This is a genomic window from Daejeonella sp. AP26, assembly GCF_056680515.1.
The window spans coordinates 4,010,843-4,027,104 of record NZ_CM155286.1 but is presented as its reverse complement, the minus strand read 5'-3'; the positions used below and the strand labels follow the sequence as shown (position 1 = coordinate 4,027,104).

Genomic DNA, 16,262 nt, shown 5'->3' with positions numbered 1-16,262 from the left:
ATGGCAAAGCGCATAAATTTGATTGTCCAGCCCTATCTTTGCGCCATGTTAAGCAATAAAAAAGTGAGGGTACGTTTTGCGCCGAGTCCAACCGGCGGTCTGCATTTAGGTGGTGTAAGAACGGTCTTATTCAATTATCTATTCGCCCGCAAACATGGCGGCGATTTCATTCTGCGAATAGAAGATACTGACCAGAATCGTTATGTGGACGGTGCCGAGCAATACATTTCCGATTGCTTAAAATGGTGCGGATTAAACCCTGATGAAAGTCCTGAAAAAGGAGGTCCTTTTGCTCCTTACAGACAAAGTGAGCGGAAAGACAATTACCGACAATACGCAGAACAACTAGTGAAGGATGGCTTTGCTTACTACGCATTTGACACTCCCGAAGAACTGGATGCTCAGCGACAACTCATACCTAATTTCAGATATGGTCATGATAACCGCCAGGGCTTAAGAAATTCGCTAAACCTTCCTGAAGCGGAAGTGAAAGCATTACTTGAACAAAATGTTCCGCATGTAATTCGTATTAAAGTGCCTTCCGATGAGACGATAAGTTTCAATGATATGATTCGCGGTATGGTAAGTTTTGAAACCAATTTAGTAGATGATAAGGTTCTGCTGAAAGCTGATGGCATGCCCACTTACCATTTAGCAGTGGTAGTTGACGATTACCTGATGAAGATAAGCCATGCTTTTCGTGGCGAAGAATGGTTGCCTTCGGCGCCCGTTCATATTTTACTATGGGAGTATTTAGGCTGGAAATCTGACATGCCCGAATGGGTGCATTTGCCTCTGATCTTAAAACCTGATGGCAACGGAAAACTAAGTAAGCGGGATGGCGACCGCCTTGGTTTCCCGGTTTATGCAATGAATTGGAAAGACCCAGTTACCGGAGAGATCACAAAAGGCTTCCGCGAAATGGGTTATCTTCCGGAAGCGTTTGTCAATATGCTGGCCCTTTTAGGCTGGAATGATGGAACGGAACAAGAAATCTTCACTATGGATGAGTTGATTGAGAAGTTTTCGATTGAACGAGTGAGTAAGGCTGGTGCGAAGTTCGACTTTGAGAAAGCAAAGTGGTTCAACCATGAATATATCAAACATACGGATGCCGGCAAATTGAAGAGTGAAATCTTGGGGATCTTGGTTTCTAATGGAATCTCCATCACTGATGATGACTACCTGGAGCAAGTGATTGCAATGGTTAAAGATCGTTTAACATTTTTGCAAGACTTTTGGGAGCAAGCATCCTTCTTCTTTGAGCAGCCGAAAGAGTATGATCTGAACGCCGTGAAACCTAAATGGAATGAGGATAAAACGGCTTTTTTCAACGAGTATAAAGAGAGCATTCCTAATGGATTAACTCCGGTTATTGAACTGGAAGCGAAATTTAAAGATCTGGCGCAAAGCAGAAACATTAAGGTTGGCGAGCTAATGCTGCCCTTTAGGGTGATGCTTGTTGGTGGAAAATTTGGTCCGGGAGTATTTGATATTGCAGCTCTTTTAGGGAAAGAAGAAATAGGCAAAAGAATTGACAAAGCGCTTCTCGAGTTCACTTTATAGGTTGCCTTGTAGAAGATGAAAAAATAAATTCTTCTGTAACCCGCTTAAAAAAAGATTAGTCAAAGTAAGTATGAAAACTAAACTTACCTGGCTGATCTTTTTATTTTTAGTACCATCTGTTGCGGTTAAAGCCCTCGATAAGAAAATAACCACCAGCGATGACGTAGAACTTTTTGTAACCATTAAGGGCGAAGGTATTCCCTGCCTTTATGTTCATGGAGGTCCGGGTTCCGGAGGGTACTGGCTTCAGGCATTCAGTGGCGAAATGCTGGAAAAAAAATTTAAAATGATCTACCTGGATCAGCGTGGAGTGAGCCGGTCTGGCAGCCCTAAGAATAAAGATTTTTCGCTTGCCAGGATGCTTAAAGATTTTGAAGAAGTCAGAGAAGCTCTACAAATTAAAAAATGGCTTGTACTCGGGCACTCTTTTGGGGCGGGCATCCAAACATCCTATGCGGCCAAATACCCCAATGCGGTTGCAGGTATCATGATGATAAATGGCACCGTAAACGTTCGCGAATCTTTAAAGGGAGTTATCGCCTATGCTAGCAGTCGAGTACCTACAGACTCACTAAAAGGTATTAATGACCCGGATAAATCGCTGATGGAAAAGATGATGATCTGTCATCGTGCGCTCGGGGAAGATGTTTATAAGATGTATTATAAAGAGAAAGCCTCTTCCGACACGATGATCGCGGTTATGAATCAAATCTCTAACTGGAACAGCGATTTTTCGGCCCAGGTAAATAACTACCCGGAGTATTTTGCAAATTTCTCTCCACTAACAAAAACTATAAAGATTCCGGTCCTAGTATTTGGTGGAAACAAAGATTATGCTATAGGACCAGAACACTATAAATTGATCCAATTTCCGAAGCAGTTGCTTGTTAAAGCCGATTGCGGTCATCTGCCTTTTGTTGAGGCTAAGACCGAGCTTGAAACAGCCATCAACCAATACCTCAGCAAATATTTTCCGAAGAGTATACGCTAAATGGAACTGATGGAAGAGGAGAGTGCCTCTTTCATCATCCGAACCTTTTCGGCACTGGTTTGCATAATTGGGAAACTTCCATCGTGGTCGGCAAGGTTTCCTGTTGCTTTGAACTGCATGGCAGATGTGACTATTTCTTTTGCGGTACTATGGAATTGCCGAGCTCCTGTTTTGATGGCTAGCGAAGCTATGTTATTTTCATTAACGCCCGAACCAGGCATTATACCGATACGCCCGCTTGCCTGGCTGACCAACTCAGCTAATTTATCAGCTGCTTCGGGAGCTGTAACTTCACCACCGGAGGTAAGCAGTCGTTCACAACCTAATGATATAATGGCCTCCAGCCCTTGATCCAGGTCGTTACAGCGGTCAAAAGCTCTGTGAAAAGTTACCTGCATCGGCCTTGCTAAAGCAATAAGTTCTGCACAGCGTTGAGTATCAATATTTCCATCTGTTTTCAAGATACCAATAACAACACCCTCACATCCCGTTTGCCGGCAAAACAATATATCCTGCTTCATCACCTCATATTCGTCTTCAGAATACAAAAAATCACCACCCCGCGGCCGTATTATTGGAAATACCGGAATATCGAGCATCTTTTTACACAAGCTGATCATCCCTGCTGAAGGAGTGGTTCCCCCTTCGGCCATGTTATCGCAAAGCTCAACGCGGGTGGCACCACCCTGCTGGGCTGCCAGAGCAGACTGGATGGAGTTAACGCATATCTCTAGTTCAAAGTCCATTAATAGTAACTGTTGCCCTTGATCAGAAGCTCCTGATTTTCCTTATTACATACTGCAAAGCTAAATCCTTTCTGGATCGCATAGGCGCCATACTGACCCTTCTTATTCAAGGCAAGAAAGCCTACCTGTATCTCTTTAGCCGTTTCCGGTTTCTTCTTAATAATTCGCATGACGGCCTCTTTACAAGCTTCCTCAGGAGGATAGCCCTGCCGCATCAACTCAACTACCAGGAAACTGCCCACATTACGGATGACCTCTTCACCGACCCCGGTTGACGTGGCCCCTCCAATTTCATTGTCAACATATAGGCCTGCACCAATGATCGGAGAGTCGCCTACCCGACCATGCATTTTATAGGCCATACCACTGGTTGTGCAGGCGCCGGAAAGATTTCCTTTTGCATCCATTGCGAGCATGCCTATCGTGTCGTGATTATACTCGTTACCGGGCAATCTGCGGGGGCTGAAGGATTTGTTCTCAATATTTATAACCGGTTTGTATTCTGCTTTCTTTAGCCATTCTTTCCAGGCTTTGGCTGACTCAGGAGTTAACAGGTTGATTCGTTTAAACCCTTGTTCTAAGGCGAACTGTAATGCGCCGTCGCCAACTAACATCACGTGTGGCGTTTTCTCCATTACTCTCCGTGCAACAGAAATTGGATGAAGGATATGCTCGAGTGCGGCAACGCTCCCGCAGTTCCCAAATTCATCCATAATGCAGGCGTCTAAAGTGACCTTACCATCTCGGTCAGGTAAACCACCAAAACCAACACTTGAATTTTTCGGATCCGCTTCTGGAACATGTACGCCCAACTCCACGGCATCCAAAGCTCGTCCACTATTTTTTAACACTTTCCATGCAGCAGCATTAGCGGCGATTCCGAAATCCCAGGTTGATATTACTATCGGATTGTTCTCGACATTTCTTATCGATCTATCTTCTGGGATCACATCTGCAAAAGCATTACCTGCGATCAGGGAAGCACCAGCGACGGAAGTTGTGGTTATGAATTTTCGGCGATTAAACATGGGTTAAATATAGTAAATCCACAATACGGGAGTACCATCAACAGTAGACAAATGCAGGAATGGAGAATTATTTGAAGAGCAAGCCGAGATCAATTTCAAGATCTTTTAAAAGACGTGATTGCAGCAGCTCAAAATTGCCGGCTTTTTGCGTTAGCATGAACCGCCCATTTTCGAGATTATACACTTCAGCGTTCATCTGTATGGGGTCAATGATTATATATTCTTTAACACCGTAGCGCTCGTAAATATCCTTTTTTTGGCGTAGATCGTAATAAGCGGTGGCGGGAGAGAGTATTTCGACTATTAAATCAGGAGCGCCTACGATATAATCTTGGATCAAATCCGCTGTCCTCGCTTCAGAGATGTAAATTAAATCTGGCTGAAAAATGTTTTCATCGTCCAGATGCACGTCCAAAGGCGCAAACAAACAAATTCCTCCAACATGGGACCGTTCAAGATACGAGTCAATCAGTTTATAAAGCCGGGCTGCTAATATCTGATGATAACTGGTGGGGGATGGCGACATAACTAAATCTGCGTTGATAAGCTGAAATGCCACACGTTCATCCAGTGACTGGTAATCTTCCTTTGTATATTTCTTTTTCTCAGCGGTAAGCATATTCAAATTTACTGAATTTGAATTGAGTATCTTCAACCTGAAAAAATCAAGGTTTAATCTTGGGTCTGATTAAAACCCGATGGCTTAAATAGAGTTAATTAAACAATTAAAAACTTAAAAAACTTTTCCTATCATGGCACTAAAAAGAAGAGCAACATCAAAATGGAGTGGCAGCGGACTGCAAGGCAGTGGTACGTTGAACGGACCCAGCGGAGTTTTAAAAGACACTCCTTATAATACCAAAATGCGGTTTGAGAATGAGGAAGGCCTAGCAGGCACAAATCCGGAAGAATTAATAGCGGCTGCACATGCAGGTTGCTTTAATATGGCTCTGAGTTTTCAGATCGATGGTGCAGGGTTCACTGCCAAAGAATTGGAAACGACTGCCACCCTAACAATTGATAAGATCGGTAATGACTACGAAATCACCGGAATTTTCCTTGATTTGAAGGGAGCAGTCGATGGAATGAATGAAGCTCAATTTAAAGAGCTTGCTGAGAAGGCGAAAGCTGGCTGCCCGGTTTCAAAAGCTTTGTCAGCAGTTCCAATCACACTGCAGGTTAGTTTTACCGGTTGATATGGATCCGTAAAACCCTGACGGGTTTATACGGTAACCTTCATCTAAGCGATCAACTACTTTATACAGACGCTGACAGGATCTACAATTCCTGTCAGCGTTTTCATTCTGCATTATTGCTATTATGCCGTCATACGTGTAGATTAGAGTTGATAATTTAAAACGGTTGCTCAAGCCATTCCCTAAATCAACTTATAAATCCCGTTTTTATGAAAAGACTATTAACAATTGTTTTTAGTGGCTTCTTCTTGTGGCCGCTATTTGCGTCTGCAATTGATATCAAAGATACAAGGATGCTGGGGCAGCCTAGTGTCAGTAAAGATCATATCGCATTCATCTATGCCGAAGACCTTTGGGTAGCTAATTCTGATGGATCACAACCGCGCAGACTAACGGTTGACGAAGGCATTGAATCAAGCCCGATGTTCTCCCCGGATGGCAAAGTGATCGCCTTTAGTGCACAGTACGATGGGAATACCGATGTTTTCACAATACCGGTAGAAGGTGGGAATCCAAGGCGCTTAACCTGGCACCCAGGTGCAGACCTTGTGAAAGGTTTCACAGTAGATGGTAAATCGGTTCTATTCAGCTCTCAAAGGGAAGTTTTCACCAACCGGTATGCACATTTATTTACAGTAGCGCAAAGCGGTGGACTAGCCCAAAAGCTCAACATTCCGAACGCCAACCATGCGGTGTATTCACCTGATGGGACAAGAATGGCGTATACTCCGATTTATGACGCGTTTAAACAGTGGAAAAACTACCGGGGGGGCACCATAGCTACTATCTGGATTATTTCTTTCTCTGATAATTCAGTTGTCAAAATTCCGCAGCCTGAATCAGGATGTAATGATACCGGTCCTATCTGGATAGGCAATACCATTTATTTCAGGAGTGATCGTAACGGAGAATTCAATCTCTATTCCTATGACATAGCATCAAATGCAGTAAAACAACTCACAGAATTTAAGGACTTCCCGATTCTCAATGCGTCAGGCGGAGACGGAAAGATAATATTTGAACAAGCGGGTTATCTGCATAGTTTCGACCCTTCTTCATCGCGGTCATCTAAGCTTACAGTCGGCATTGCTGCGGATCTATTAGAGTTGAGACCGCGGTTTGTAAAAGGTGGAAGTTATATCCGGAGCGCGGACATCTCTCCATCTGGTATCCGGGCTGTTTTTGACTTTCGGGGTGACATTCTAACGGCTCCTGCGGAAAAGGGGGATCCGCGTAATCTTACAACGACTACGGCAGCGCATGAAAAGTATCCTTCATGGTCACCAGATGGCAAGTCTATCGCTTATTTCTCTGATGTATCCGGCGAATACCAGCTGCATATAATTCCACAGGATGGGAAAGGTAACGCGAAACCGTATAAGCTCACAGGGACCGGTTTCTATGCCTTTATTAAATGGTCGCCGGATAGTAAGAAAATCAGCTTTACAGACAACGGGCGAAATCTATATATTTTGGATGTTGCATCAGGTAAGTCAGAAAAGATTGACTCCGATGAATTATATGTTCCCGGACCGTTTAGGGAAATTGCCAGTGACTGGTCACCGGATTCAAAATGGCTGGCTTATACCAAAGTGACCGAGACCCAATTCAAACGAATTTACATATACTCTGTGGATGAGGGTAAGTCAACTGCCCTTACCGATGGTCTAAGTGATGCAGCTGAACCTAAGTTTGACAGGGAAGGCAAGTTCCTCTTCTTCTTCGCGTCTACCAATGCAGGACCAGTTATCAATTGGTTTGACCAATCAAATGCAGATATGAGAGCCAGCAGTTCGATCTACCTTATAACTCTTCAAAAAGAAACGTTTTCTCCCTTTGCTAAAGAAAGCGACGAAGAGGGTACCAAAAAAGAGGTTACTTCGGATAAGCCCGAGAAAAATAAAAAGCAGGCTGAACCCGCGGCGAAAAGTAAAACAAAGCCTTTACGTATTGACTGGGAAGGGATTCAAAACCGGATTGTTGATCTGCCTTTACCCGCCGGTAATCTTGGCAATTTGGGGATAGAGGATGAAAGTAAGGTATTATATATTTCTTACGGGTATGATAATAATGGTCCCGGCACCCTGCATTCGTATGATCTGAAAAAGCGCAAGGATTCGGAAGTTACCGAGATGAACGGTTATACTCTATCCGCCGATGGCAAAAAGATGCTTTATGTAAAGGGCGATTCCTGGTTTATCAGCAACTCCGGCGAAAAGCCTGAAACGGGCAAAGGCCTCATTAATACATCAGAGTTACAGATAAAAATTGATCCGGCAGCCGAATGGCCCCAGATATTTGATGAGGCATGGCGTGTAAATCGTGATTATTTTTACGATCCGGGAATGCATGGAACTAATTGGGCGGCTATGAAGAAAAAATACGAAGTATTTCTGCCCGACCTTGCAAGCCGGAGCGACTTGAATATGTTGATTCAATGGATGTGCAGTGAATTGTCGGTTGGTCATCACCGTATTTCCGGTGCTGGCGACAGGTTGAATAATCCTGCCCGGGTACCCGGTGGATTACTTGGAGCAGACTACACTGTGGCGAATGATCGCTTCCGCTTTAAAAAAATCTATGGCGGTTTAAACTGGAACCCGAACCTTCGATCTCCTTTAACAGAGCCTGGTGTAAACGCGAAGGTTGGAGATTACCTTTTGGCAATTGATGGTCGTGACATCAAATCTTCGGAAAATCTTTACCAGTTCTTTGAGAATACCGCCGGGAAAATTATTGAGTTAACCATTGGCCCCAACCCTAGCTATACCGGTTCAAAGGTGGTAAAAGTGGTGCCCGTTGATAATGAATATGCATTACGGAACAGAGACTGGGTTGAAGAGAATCTTAAAAAAGTAACCGAGGCTACGAAAGGACAGGTTGCCTATGTGTATGTTCCAAACACTGCTGAATTGGGTCATGAATATTTCAAACGATATTTCTATCCGCAAGCCAACAGAAAGGCTATTATAATTGATGAGCGCTTTAATGGGGGCGGTCAGCTTGCCGATTATTACATTGACCTGCTTCAGAAACCTTACCAGGCGCATTGGAATATGCGTTACGGCAAGGACCTGAAATCTCCTAGCGCGTCTATCCAGGGACCCAAAGTGATGATCATTGATGAAACAGCCGGTTCTGGTGGAGATATGTTGCCATGGATGTTTCGAAAATTCGATGTAGGTACCCTTGTTGGAAAACGTACCTGGGGTGGTCTAGTTGGCATTTTAGGCTTTCCGGAGTTTATTGACGGAGGTTCTGTCACTGCACCTAATGTTGCTATCTGGACCAAAGATGGTTTTATTGTGGAGAATGTGGGGGTCGCACCGGACATAGAGGTGGAGCAATGGCCAGCAGAAGTGCTCAAAGGCAAGGACCCTCAACTTGAAAAAGCTATCGAGGTCGCTTTGAAAGAATTGGCTAAAAATCCGCAGATAGCGCCTGTGCGTCCAGCTTATCCCGTAAGAGTTAAAAATTAGAAGCCTGTATGTACTTGATTGACACGCTGGCAAGCAATTGTCAGCGTTTTTTATTTGTACAGACCTTAAAATGTTACATTCTATTTTTCACCTGTTGGAAATATTAAATTAACTTTAATAGCAGCGTGCAGGTATCAACCTGTCATTTCATCTGATACTTCAGAGATATTCCTGATCCTCTAATCCTTACGTTCTTTCTAAATCTTAGCCCCGTCATTAAGGCCAGTTGCCGCGTTTCATATAGTTTTCTTGAGTTCAACCGCTTTCCAGAAAATCAAAAATGAAAACATCGCTCAAATCACTATGTGTGTTGCTGTTTTTCACTACGCACATCCTCAATGCCAGCTTCTCTCAAACAAGAATAGAGGGATTGATAACGGACATATCGGGCAAACCGTTTCCGTCTGCGAATGTGATATTAATCCAGTCTGTTGACTCAGTTATGGTAAAAGGAACTATTTCTGATGCTAAAGGGAGCTATTTTTTTGAGAACATTCTGCCAGGAAAATACCGTATCACAGCGAGTTTTATAGGTTATCTGCAATTTTATACGGAGCCGTTCAATATAACTGCGGCTGGAGAACTCCGGCGAGCACCTATCCAACTGAAAGAACTGGGTGTGAACCTTGATGAGGTCGTTGTATCGGCAAAAAAACCATTGTACGAACTCAAAGCTGATCGGATGGTTATTAATGTCCAAAGTAGCATTGTTGCAGTAGGGGGAACTGCGCTTGATGTTCTTGAAAGATCACCCGGAATTATTGTAAATAAGCAAAACAATACTATTTCGATGAATGGAAAGGATGGTGTGGTCGTCATGATTAATGGGAAAGTAAGTAATATGCCCTTATCTGCTGTGGTCCAGCTTCTGGATGGCATGAATGCCGGAAACATTGAAAAAATTGAACTAATTACTACGCCACCCGCGAAGTATGATGCCGAGGGAAATGCAGGCTACATTAATATTGTCATGGTTAACAATCCGGACCTGGGCACAAATGGTTCTTATTCTCTAAGTATGGGCTACGGCAAGGGCGAAATATCATTGGCGAGCCTCAACTTTAACCACCGAAAGGCCAAAGTGAATTTTTATGGAGACTATTCCTTTACCAGAAACAGTCAGTTGCAGTCGTTTAACTCTTACCGGCAGGTTTGGAACGATGGGGTATCCGTTGAAAATGCGTCGGTTTCAGAACGGGATCCAATTGTAAATATGCATAATGGCCGACTGGGTGTAGATTACCAGGTAACCAAAAAGACTGTACTGGGAGGTCTTTTTACGCTCAATGACAGAAAGTGGACCATGGATGCGGTCAACGATGTACGCATCTTATACAATAGTCAGCTTGATACTACTCTTAGTATAATCAATGATGAGCTGAACCGATGGAAAAACTACTCGATGAATTTGAATGCACAGCATACGTTTAAGGATACAGGAGTAATTAGTATTAATCTTGACTACCTGCATTATGACCAGAACAATCCGTCAAACTATTTGAACTCCTATTACAGTGGTTCCGGCGGTTTCCTTTTTGACAATGAAACCAAAAGTGGAAAGAAAACCCCCATTTCGATGTGGGTATCGAATGCTGATTATTCTAAGAAGATTGGCGGAAAAATGGACCTTGAAGTGGGTGTGAAAGCCGGAATTTACCGCTTCACCAATGATGTTCGGGTTGACCGGCTAATCAGCGATTCCTGGATTGGAGACCACTCGCTAACGGCAAGATATAACCTCAAAGAACAAATTGCTGCTGCTTATACCTCATTGAATCTGCCGCTGAATTCGAAAGTGGATATGAAAGTTGGCCTGAGGTATGAGTATACCAGTTCTAACCTGGGTAGCGTGGAACAGCAGAACATAGTTGACCGTCACTACGGGAAACTCTTTCCGACGTTCTACATCTCCCGTAAAATAAGTGATAAGCGATCCTGGAACCTTACCTATGCAAAACGTATCACCCGGCCTACTTTTAATGATATGGCCCCATTTGTTATTTTTATTGATCCGAACACCTTCTTTTCGGGCAACGCGGCTTTACAGCCATCCATTTCCAATTCGATCAGCAGCTCGTATAATTATAAAAGCTATATATTTTCCATTGCATATAGTCAAGATAAATTTGCTATCGCACGATTCCAATCACACATTGATTCGACTATTAATCGTGAGATTTTAACGTCAGAAAACCTGGAAGACATTAAGACTATTTCTGCCACGTTAGCGCTTCCTGTAGACCTAACCACCTGGTGGAATGTTCAGAATAATGTGATCGCCAGGTGGCAGCAGGTGAATGCTAAATTTAATAACGAACCTATAAGGATTGAGAAGCAAAATTTGCAGGCAGTATCAACTCATAACTTTAAACTGCCGAGAGATTTTTCAGTAGAAGTGACAGGTTTCTATTTGACTTCCGATCTGTTCGGTAAAGCGATCTTAAAGCCCTTTGGAATAGTTAATCTGGGCATACAAAAAAAGTTGAACGGAGAAAAGAATGTACTGAGCTTCAATATCAGTGACGTATTAAATACTGGCGAATTTACCGTTTACTCAATTCTACCTGAACAAAATGTAAATACTTCATTTAAAGGAAGATTTGAGCCACGGACATTTAAGGTTAGTTATTCTCACCAGTTTGGTAATGATAAACTAACCGGCAAACGTGAACGTAAGACAGCTTCGGAGGAAGAACGAAGTAGGGTAACTCCGTAGAAACACCGGCAACCTGATAATGGATGCCAGTGTTTCTGACACTTAACTAACGGTTTTGATCTTCAGTTCGTCCAACTGCTTTTGATCAATTATAGAAGGAGAGTCTATCATGACATCTCTTCCGGAGTTATTCTTTGGAAAGGCGATTACGTCGCGTATTGAATCCAGACCTGCAAAAATAGATACCAAACGGTCAAAGCCGAAAGCAATGCCTCCGTGTGGGGGAGCTCCGTATTCAAAAGCATCCATTAAGAATCCGAATTGATTTTGCGCTTCCTCCTTACTGAAGCCCAAATGATCAAACATCAAGGACTGCAATTTACGATCGTGGATACGAATTGACCCACCCCCGATCTCCGTTCCATTAATTACAAGATCGTACGCATTGGCTCTAACTTCACCCGGCCTGGTATCAAGCAGTACAATATCTTCCGGCTTAGGTGAAGTGAATGGATGATGCATTGCGTGGTAACGCTCATTCTCTTCATCCCATTCGAGTAAGGGGAAATCAAGCACCCATAGCGGTGCAAAGGTATTTTTGTCGCGCAGCCCTAAACGGGTTCCCATCTCCAGGCGGAGCTCATTAAGTTGCTTGCGAACTTTCTCAGTGGCGCCTGCCATAACCAGTATCAGATCACCTGCTTCTGATTGAAATGCTTCAGACCACTTCTTAAGTTCTTCTTCGTTGTAAAATTTATCGACAGAGGATTTTAATGTTCCATCGGCGTTGTGCCGCATATAGATCAGTCCCGTACCGCCAATTTGCTGACGCTTGATAAAATCGGTCAACTCATCCAGTTGCTTACGTGTATATTCGGCAGCTCCCTTAGCATTAATACCAACAACAAGTTCGGCATTGTCAAAAACTGGAAACCCAAACCCTTTAACCAGGTGGTTAAGTTCCACAAACTTCATCTCAAAGCGGGTATCGGGTTTATCGGAGCCGTAAAGACGCATGGCTTCTGCATACTTCATTCTCGGAACTTCAATCAGGTTAACACCCTTTACGTTCTTAAATAGCTGGCGGATCAAACCTTCGAACACATTAAGAATATCCTCTTGCTCAATAAACGCCATTTCACAATCTATCTGAGTAAACTCTGGCTGGCGGTCAGCACGAAGATCTTCATCACGGAAACATTTTACAATCTGAAAATAGCGGTCAAAACCAGAGACCATTAACAATTGCTTAAAGGTTTGAGGAGATTGTGGTAGCGCGTAAAACTCGCCCGGATTCATTCGGCTCGGCACCACAAAGTCACGTGCACCTTCGGGCGTAGACTTGATTAACACCGGTGTTTCTACCTCGATAAAGTCAAGGTCATCTAAATATTTTCTCACTTCCTGCGCCATCTTGTGACGGAGAACCAGGTTGTTTCTTACGGGATTCCGGCGGAGATCAAGGTACCGGTATTTCATGCGCAAATCATCACCACCATCGGTTTCATCTTCAATAAGAAAAGGTGGTAGTTTTGCTGGATTTAGTATCTCAAGGGTAGTGACCTTAATTTCAATTTCCCCGGTAGCTATCTTTGAATTCTTGCTTGAACGCTCGATAACTTTGCCGGTCACTTTAATTACGAACTCACGGCCGACTTCACGTGCCTGTGCTCTCAGACCAGCATTGTCTTCAGAGTCGAAAGTTAATTGAGTTATACCGTAACGGTCACGCATATCAATGAAGGTCATTCCTCCCAAGTCCCGGGATTTTTGCACCCAACCGGCCAAGCTTACTTCTTTACCTAAATCTTTAATACTTAATTCCCCGCAGGTATGACTTCTGTGCATTTCAATATCAATTTTAACTTCCTGCAAAAGTATGATTTTTGCCGATATTGCGGCTGTACACCAGCGTCCTTTGCCTGGCTCCTGCTCCCTCGATCTAATCATTTAGCAATTTTATTTCTATTTCCAAAAATGGTAGTACCTTTGTCCTGTCAATAAGGGGTGCCTTGTTTGTGAAACAAACACAAAAAACAGGCTGAGATCATACCCATCGAGAAAGTATAGTAGCAGTGTTTAGCAGCAGTAAGGTCTGCAACTTAACACACCTGCAACTGCCACTTTCAAGAGCACCTGATCCGGGTAATGCCGGCGTAGGGAGAGGTAAAGTTAATATCTGCATATAACCCCTGTATGCAGGATGTTTAACTAATTATAACATAAAGCGTGAAAAATTTTCTAATGATCGTCCTTGTGACGGTACTGTTGCCCGCATTTGCGATGGCACAATTCTCTGTGAGTGGAAAAATTACTGACAAAGATTCCGGGCTGCCGCTCAGTGGCGCAAGTGTAAATCTGAACAATTCTCTTGTCAGCGTGAGAACCAATGTTAATGGTGATTTTAGTTTTCATAACACAAAGCAAGGTCTTCAAGCACTTCGGGTATCTTACCTTGGTTACAAAACAATTGAGCGAGCTATTACGGTCAACGAAAACCTAACCGCCGACTTCCACCTTGAACAAACGAATCTGATGGCTGATGAAGTGATCGTTTATGCCACCCGTGCTTCCGAAAAGTCAGCGAGCACTTATCAAAATATCAGCAAAGCGGAAATTGAAAAGAACAACTTAGGTCGGGATCTTCCCTTCTTACTTAACCATACCCCATCGGCGGTAGTTACTTCCGACGCAGGCGCTGGTGTTGGGTACACCGGAATCCGCATCCGTGGGAGTGACCCAACACGGATCAATATGACCATCAATGGAATTCCGTATAATGACTCTGAAAGCCAGGGGAGTTTCCTGGTAAACCTTCCGGATCTTGCATCTTCAATAAATAATATCCAGATACAGCGGGGTGTTGGAACATCTACCAACGGTGCCGGAGCTTTCGGTGCCAGCCTGAACATTCAGACCAGCAACCGCCGGGATTCTGCCTACGCAGAATTGAACAACACTTATGGTTCTTTCAACACATTAAAGAATACCGTGAATGTGGGAACCGGAATGATTAACAACAAATTTAGTTTCGACGGCCGACTATCCCGTATTAATTCTGATGGATATATTGACCGGGCTTCTTCGCGCTTGAAATCCTATTTCTTGAGTGGCGCCTACTATGGTAAGAACAGCCTGTTGCGAGCCAACGTATTTTCAGGAACTGAGAAAACCTACCAGGCCTGGAATGGCGTTCCTCAAAACCTGTTAGAGAGCAACCGTACCTATAATGGTTTTACTTATGATGATCAGACTGACAATTACACGCAGGATCATTACCAGCTTTTATATTCTCACTCCTTCTCGCCAAAAGTGGCTGCTAATGCCGCGTTACATTATACTCGTGGCCGTGGATACTATGAAGAATATAGAGAAGAAGCAAGTCTATCAGATTACGGCATCGACAATGTGATTATTGGAGGTGAAACAATAGAGTCATCTGATCTGATCCGTCGTCGCTGGTTAGACAATGATTTTTATGGCGCAACCTACTCACTGGTCTATACTCCATCCCACCGATTCAATTTTACACTTGGCGGAGCCTACAACGAATACGACGGAGGGCATTTTGGTGAGGTTATATGGGCACAGTATGCATCCAACAGCAATATTCGCGAGCGCTATTATAATGGGAAAGGCTTCAAGACTGACTTCAATATTTTCGGAAAGGCTTCTTACCAGGTTGGTAAAGCAAGTTTTTTTGCTGACCTTCAATACCGTCGTTTAGATTACACCATCGATGGAACGGATAAAAACCGAAGTACTCTTGACATTTCCGATAAATTAGACTTCTTCAATCCTAAAGTGGGAGTCAGCTATCAGCTAAATGATCGCAGTACCCTATACACTTCCTTCGCCGTAGCCAATAAAGAGCCCAACCGGGATGATTATGTTAATGCCCCTGTTCTGGCAGCGCCTAGATCAGAAAACCTGAAAAACATTGAAGCCGGATATCGTCTTGGCAGTCAAAACTTCAGTACTGGTATCAACGGCTTTGCGATGTTTTATAAAGATCAGTTAGTGCTTACAGGAAAAGTTAATGATGTAGGCGAGTATATTCGTCAGAACGTACCCGACAGCTATCGTTTAGGCCTGGAGTTCGATGGAAAGTGGCAGATCAGCAACCGGTTCTCCTGGACCGCTACCGCAGCGTTAAGCCGGAATAAGATCAAGAGCTTTTCGGAGTTCGTAGATAACTATGATACTGGTATTCAAGCTCAAAATGATTATACGGATACCGAGATCACTTTTTCACCCTCTTTTGTCGGTTCGAGTGAATTAAGTTTTAATGCGCTGGCAAACTTAGAAGTCGCATTATTAAGCAAGTATGTTAGCAAGCAATATCTTGATAACACGTCTAACAACAGCCGTTGCATTAATCCATTCTTTGTCAACGACTTCCGCTTAAACTACAATACTGCTCTTAAGGGAGTTAAAAATATTGGGTTAACGTTACTGGTAAATAATGTACTTGGCGAGTTATACGAAACAAACGGCTATACATTCAGCTACGTTTACGAAGCAGTTTCAACAACAGAAAACTTTTATTACCCTCAGGCTAAACAGAACTTTCTTTTATCCCTGAATTTGAGATTTTAAA

General features: G+C 43.4%; 10 protein-coding genes. 6 read left to right on the top strand and 4 right to left on the bottom strand.

All coding sequences use genetic code 11. From position 1 onward, the window contains the following. Positions 1 to 45: 45 nt before the first annotated feature. Both gltX and AC1MCB_RS17095 read left to right on the top strand, forming a co-directional pair. The gene (gene gltX, locus AC1MCB_RS17100; protein ID WP_479968755.1) at positions 46 to 1,566 is read left to right on the top strand and encodes a glutamate--tRNA ligase; all 1,521 of its coding nucleotides are present in this window, start codon (positions 46 to 48) and stop codon (positions 1,564 to 1,566) included. Positions 1,567 to 1,636: 70 nt separating this feature from the next. Then, complete coding sequence (locus tag AC1MCB_RS17095) at positions 1,637 to 2,557, top strand: alpha/beta fold hydrolase (RefSeq protein WP_479965930.1); 921 nt, start codon at positions 1,637 to 1,639, stop codon at positions 2,555 to 2,557. On the opposite strand, the gene AC1MCB_RS17090 is transcribed toward AC1MCB_RS17095, so the two are convergent. The 3 genes from AC1MCB_RS17090 to AC1MCB_RS17080 form a co-directional block, all read right to left on the bottom strand. Continuing rightward, complete coding sequence (locus tag AC1MCB_RS17090) at positions 2,554 to 3,303, bottom strand: copper homeostasis protein CutC (protein ID WP_479965929.1); 750 nt, start codon at positions 3,301 to 3,303, stop codon at positions 2,554 to 2,556. The genes AC1MCB_RS17095 and AC1MCB_RS17090 overlap by 4 nt on opposite strands. Continuing rightward, positions 3,303 to 4,331 (bottom strand): glycosylasparaginase, encoded by a 1,029-nt coding sequence (locus AC1MCB_RS17085; RefSeq protein WP_479965928.1) that lies wholly within the window; start codon positions 4,329 to 4,331, stop codon positions 3,303 to 3,305. The genes AC1MCB_RS17090 and AC1MCB_RS17085 overlap by 1 nt, the downstream gene beginning before the upstream one ends. 67 nt (positions 4,332 to 4,398) lie before the next feature. Further along, complete coding sequence (locus AC1MCB_RS17080; RefSeq protein WP_479965927.1) at positions 4,399 to 4,986, bottom strand: Uma2 family endonuclease; 588 nt, start codon at positions 4,984 to 4,986, stop codon at positions 4,399 to 4,401. 97 nt (positions 4,987 to 5,083) lie between these two features. Between AC1MCB_RS17080 and AC1MCB_RS17075 the strand changes: the two genes are divergently transcribed. From AC1MCB_RS17075 to AC1MCB_RS17065, 3 genes are all read left to right on the top strand, one after another. Then, entirely contained in the window at positions 5,084 to 5,527 is a 444-nt protein-coding gene (locus AC1MCB_RS17075) for an OsmC family protein (protein WP_479965926.1), read from the top strand. 209 nt (positions 5,528 to 5,736) lie between these two features. Beyond that, on the top strand, positions 5,737 to 9,006 hold the full coding sequence (locus tag AC1MCB_RS17070) for a S41 family peptidase (RefSeq protein ID WP_479965925.1): 3,270 nt from the start codon (positions 5,737 to 5,739) through the stop codon (positions 9,004 to 9,006). A 280-nt stretch (positions 9,007 to 9,286) separates the two neighbouring features. Next, a complete protein-coding gene (locus tag AC1MCB_RS17065) occupies positions 9,287 to 11,722 on the top strand; it encodes an outer membrane beta-barrel protein (RefSeq protein ID WP_479965924.1) in 2,436 nt (811 codons plus the stop codon). A gap of 42 nt (positions 11,723 to 11,764) precedes the next feature. Here the strand turns inward: AC1MCB_RS17065 and aspS are convergent, their stop codons facing one another. Continuing rightward, on the bottom strand, positions 11,765 to 13,510 hold the full coding sequence (gene aspS / locus AC1MCB_RS17060) for an aspartate--tRNA ligase (RefSeq protein ID WP_479968754.1): 1,746 nt from the start codon (positions 13,508 to 13,510) through the stop codon (positions 11,765 to 11,767). A gap of 381 nt (positions 13,511 to 13,891) precedes the next feature. Here aspS and AC1MCB_RS17055 point away from each other — a divergent pair, with 381 nt between their 5' ends. Beyond that, a complete protein-coding gene (locus tag AC1MCB_RS17055) occupies positions 13,892 to 16,261 on the top strand; it encodes a TonB-dependent receptor (RefSeq protein WP_479965923.1) in 2,370 nt (789 codons plus the stop codon). Position 16,262 lies beyond the last annotated feature (1 nt).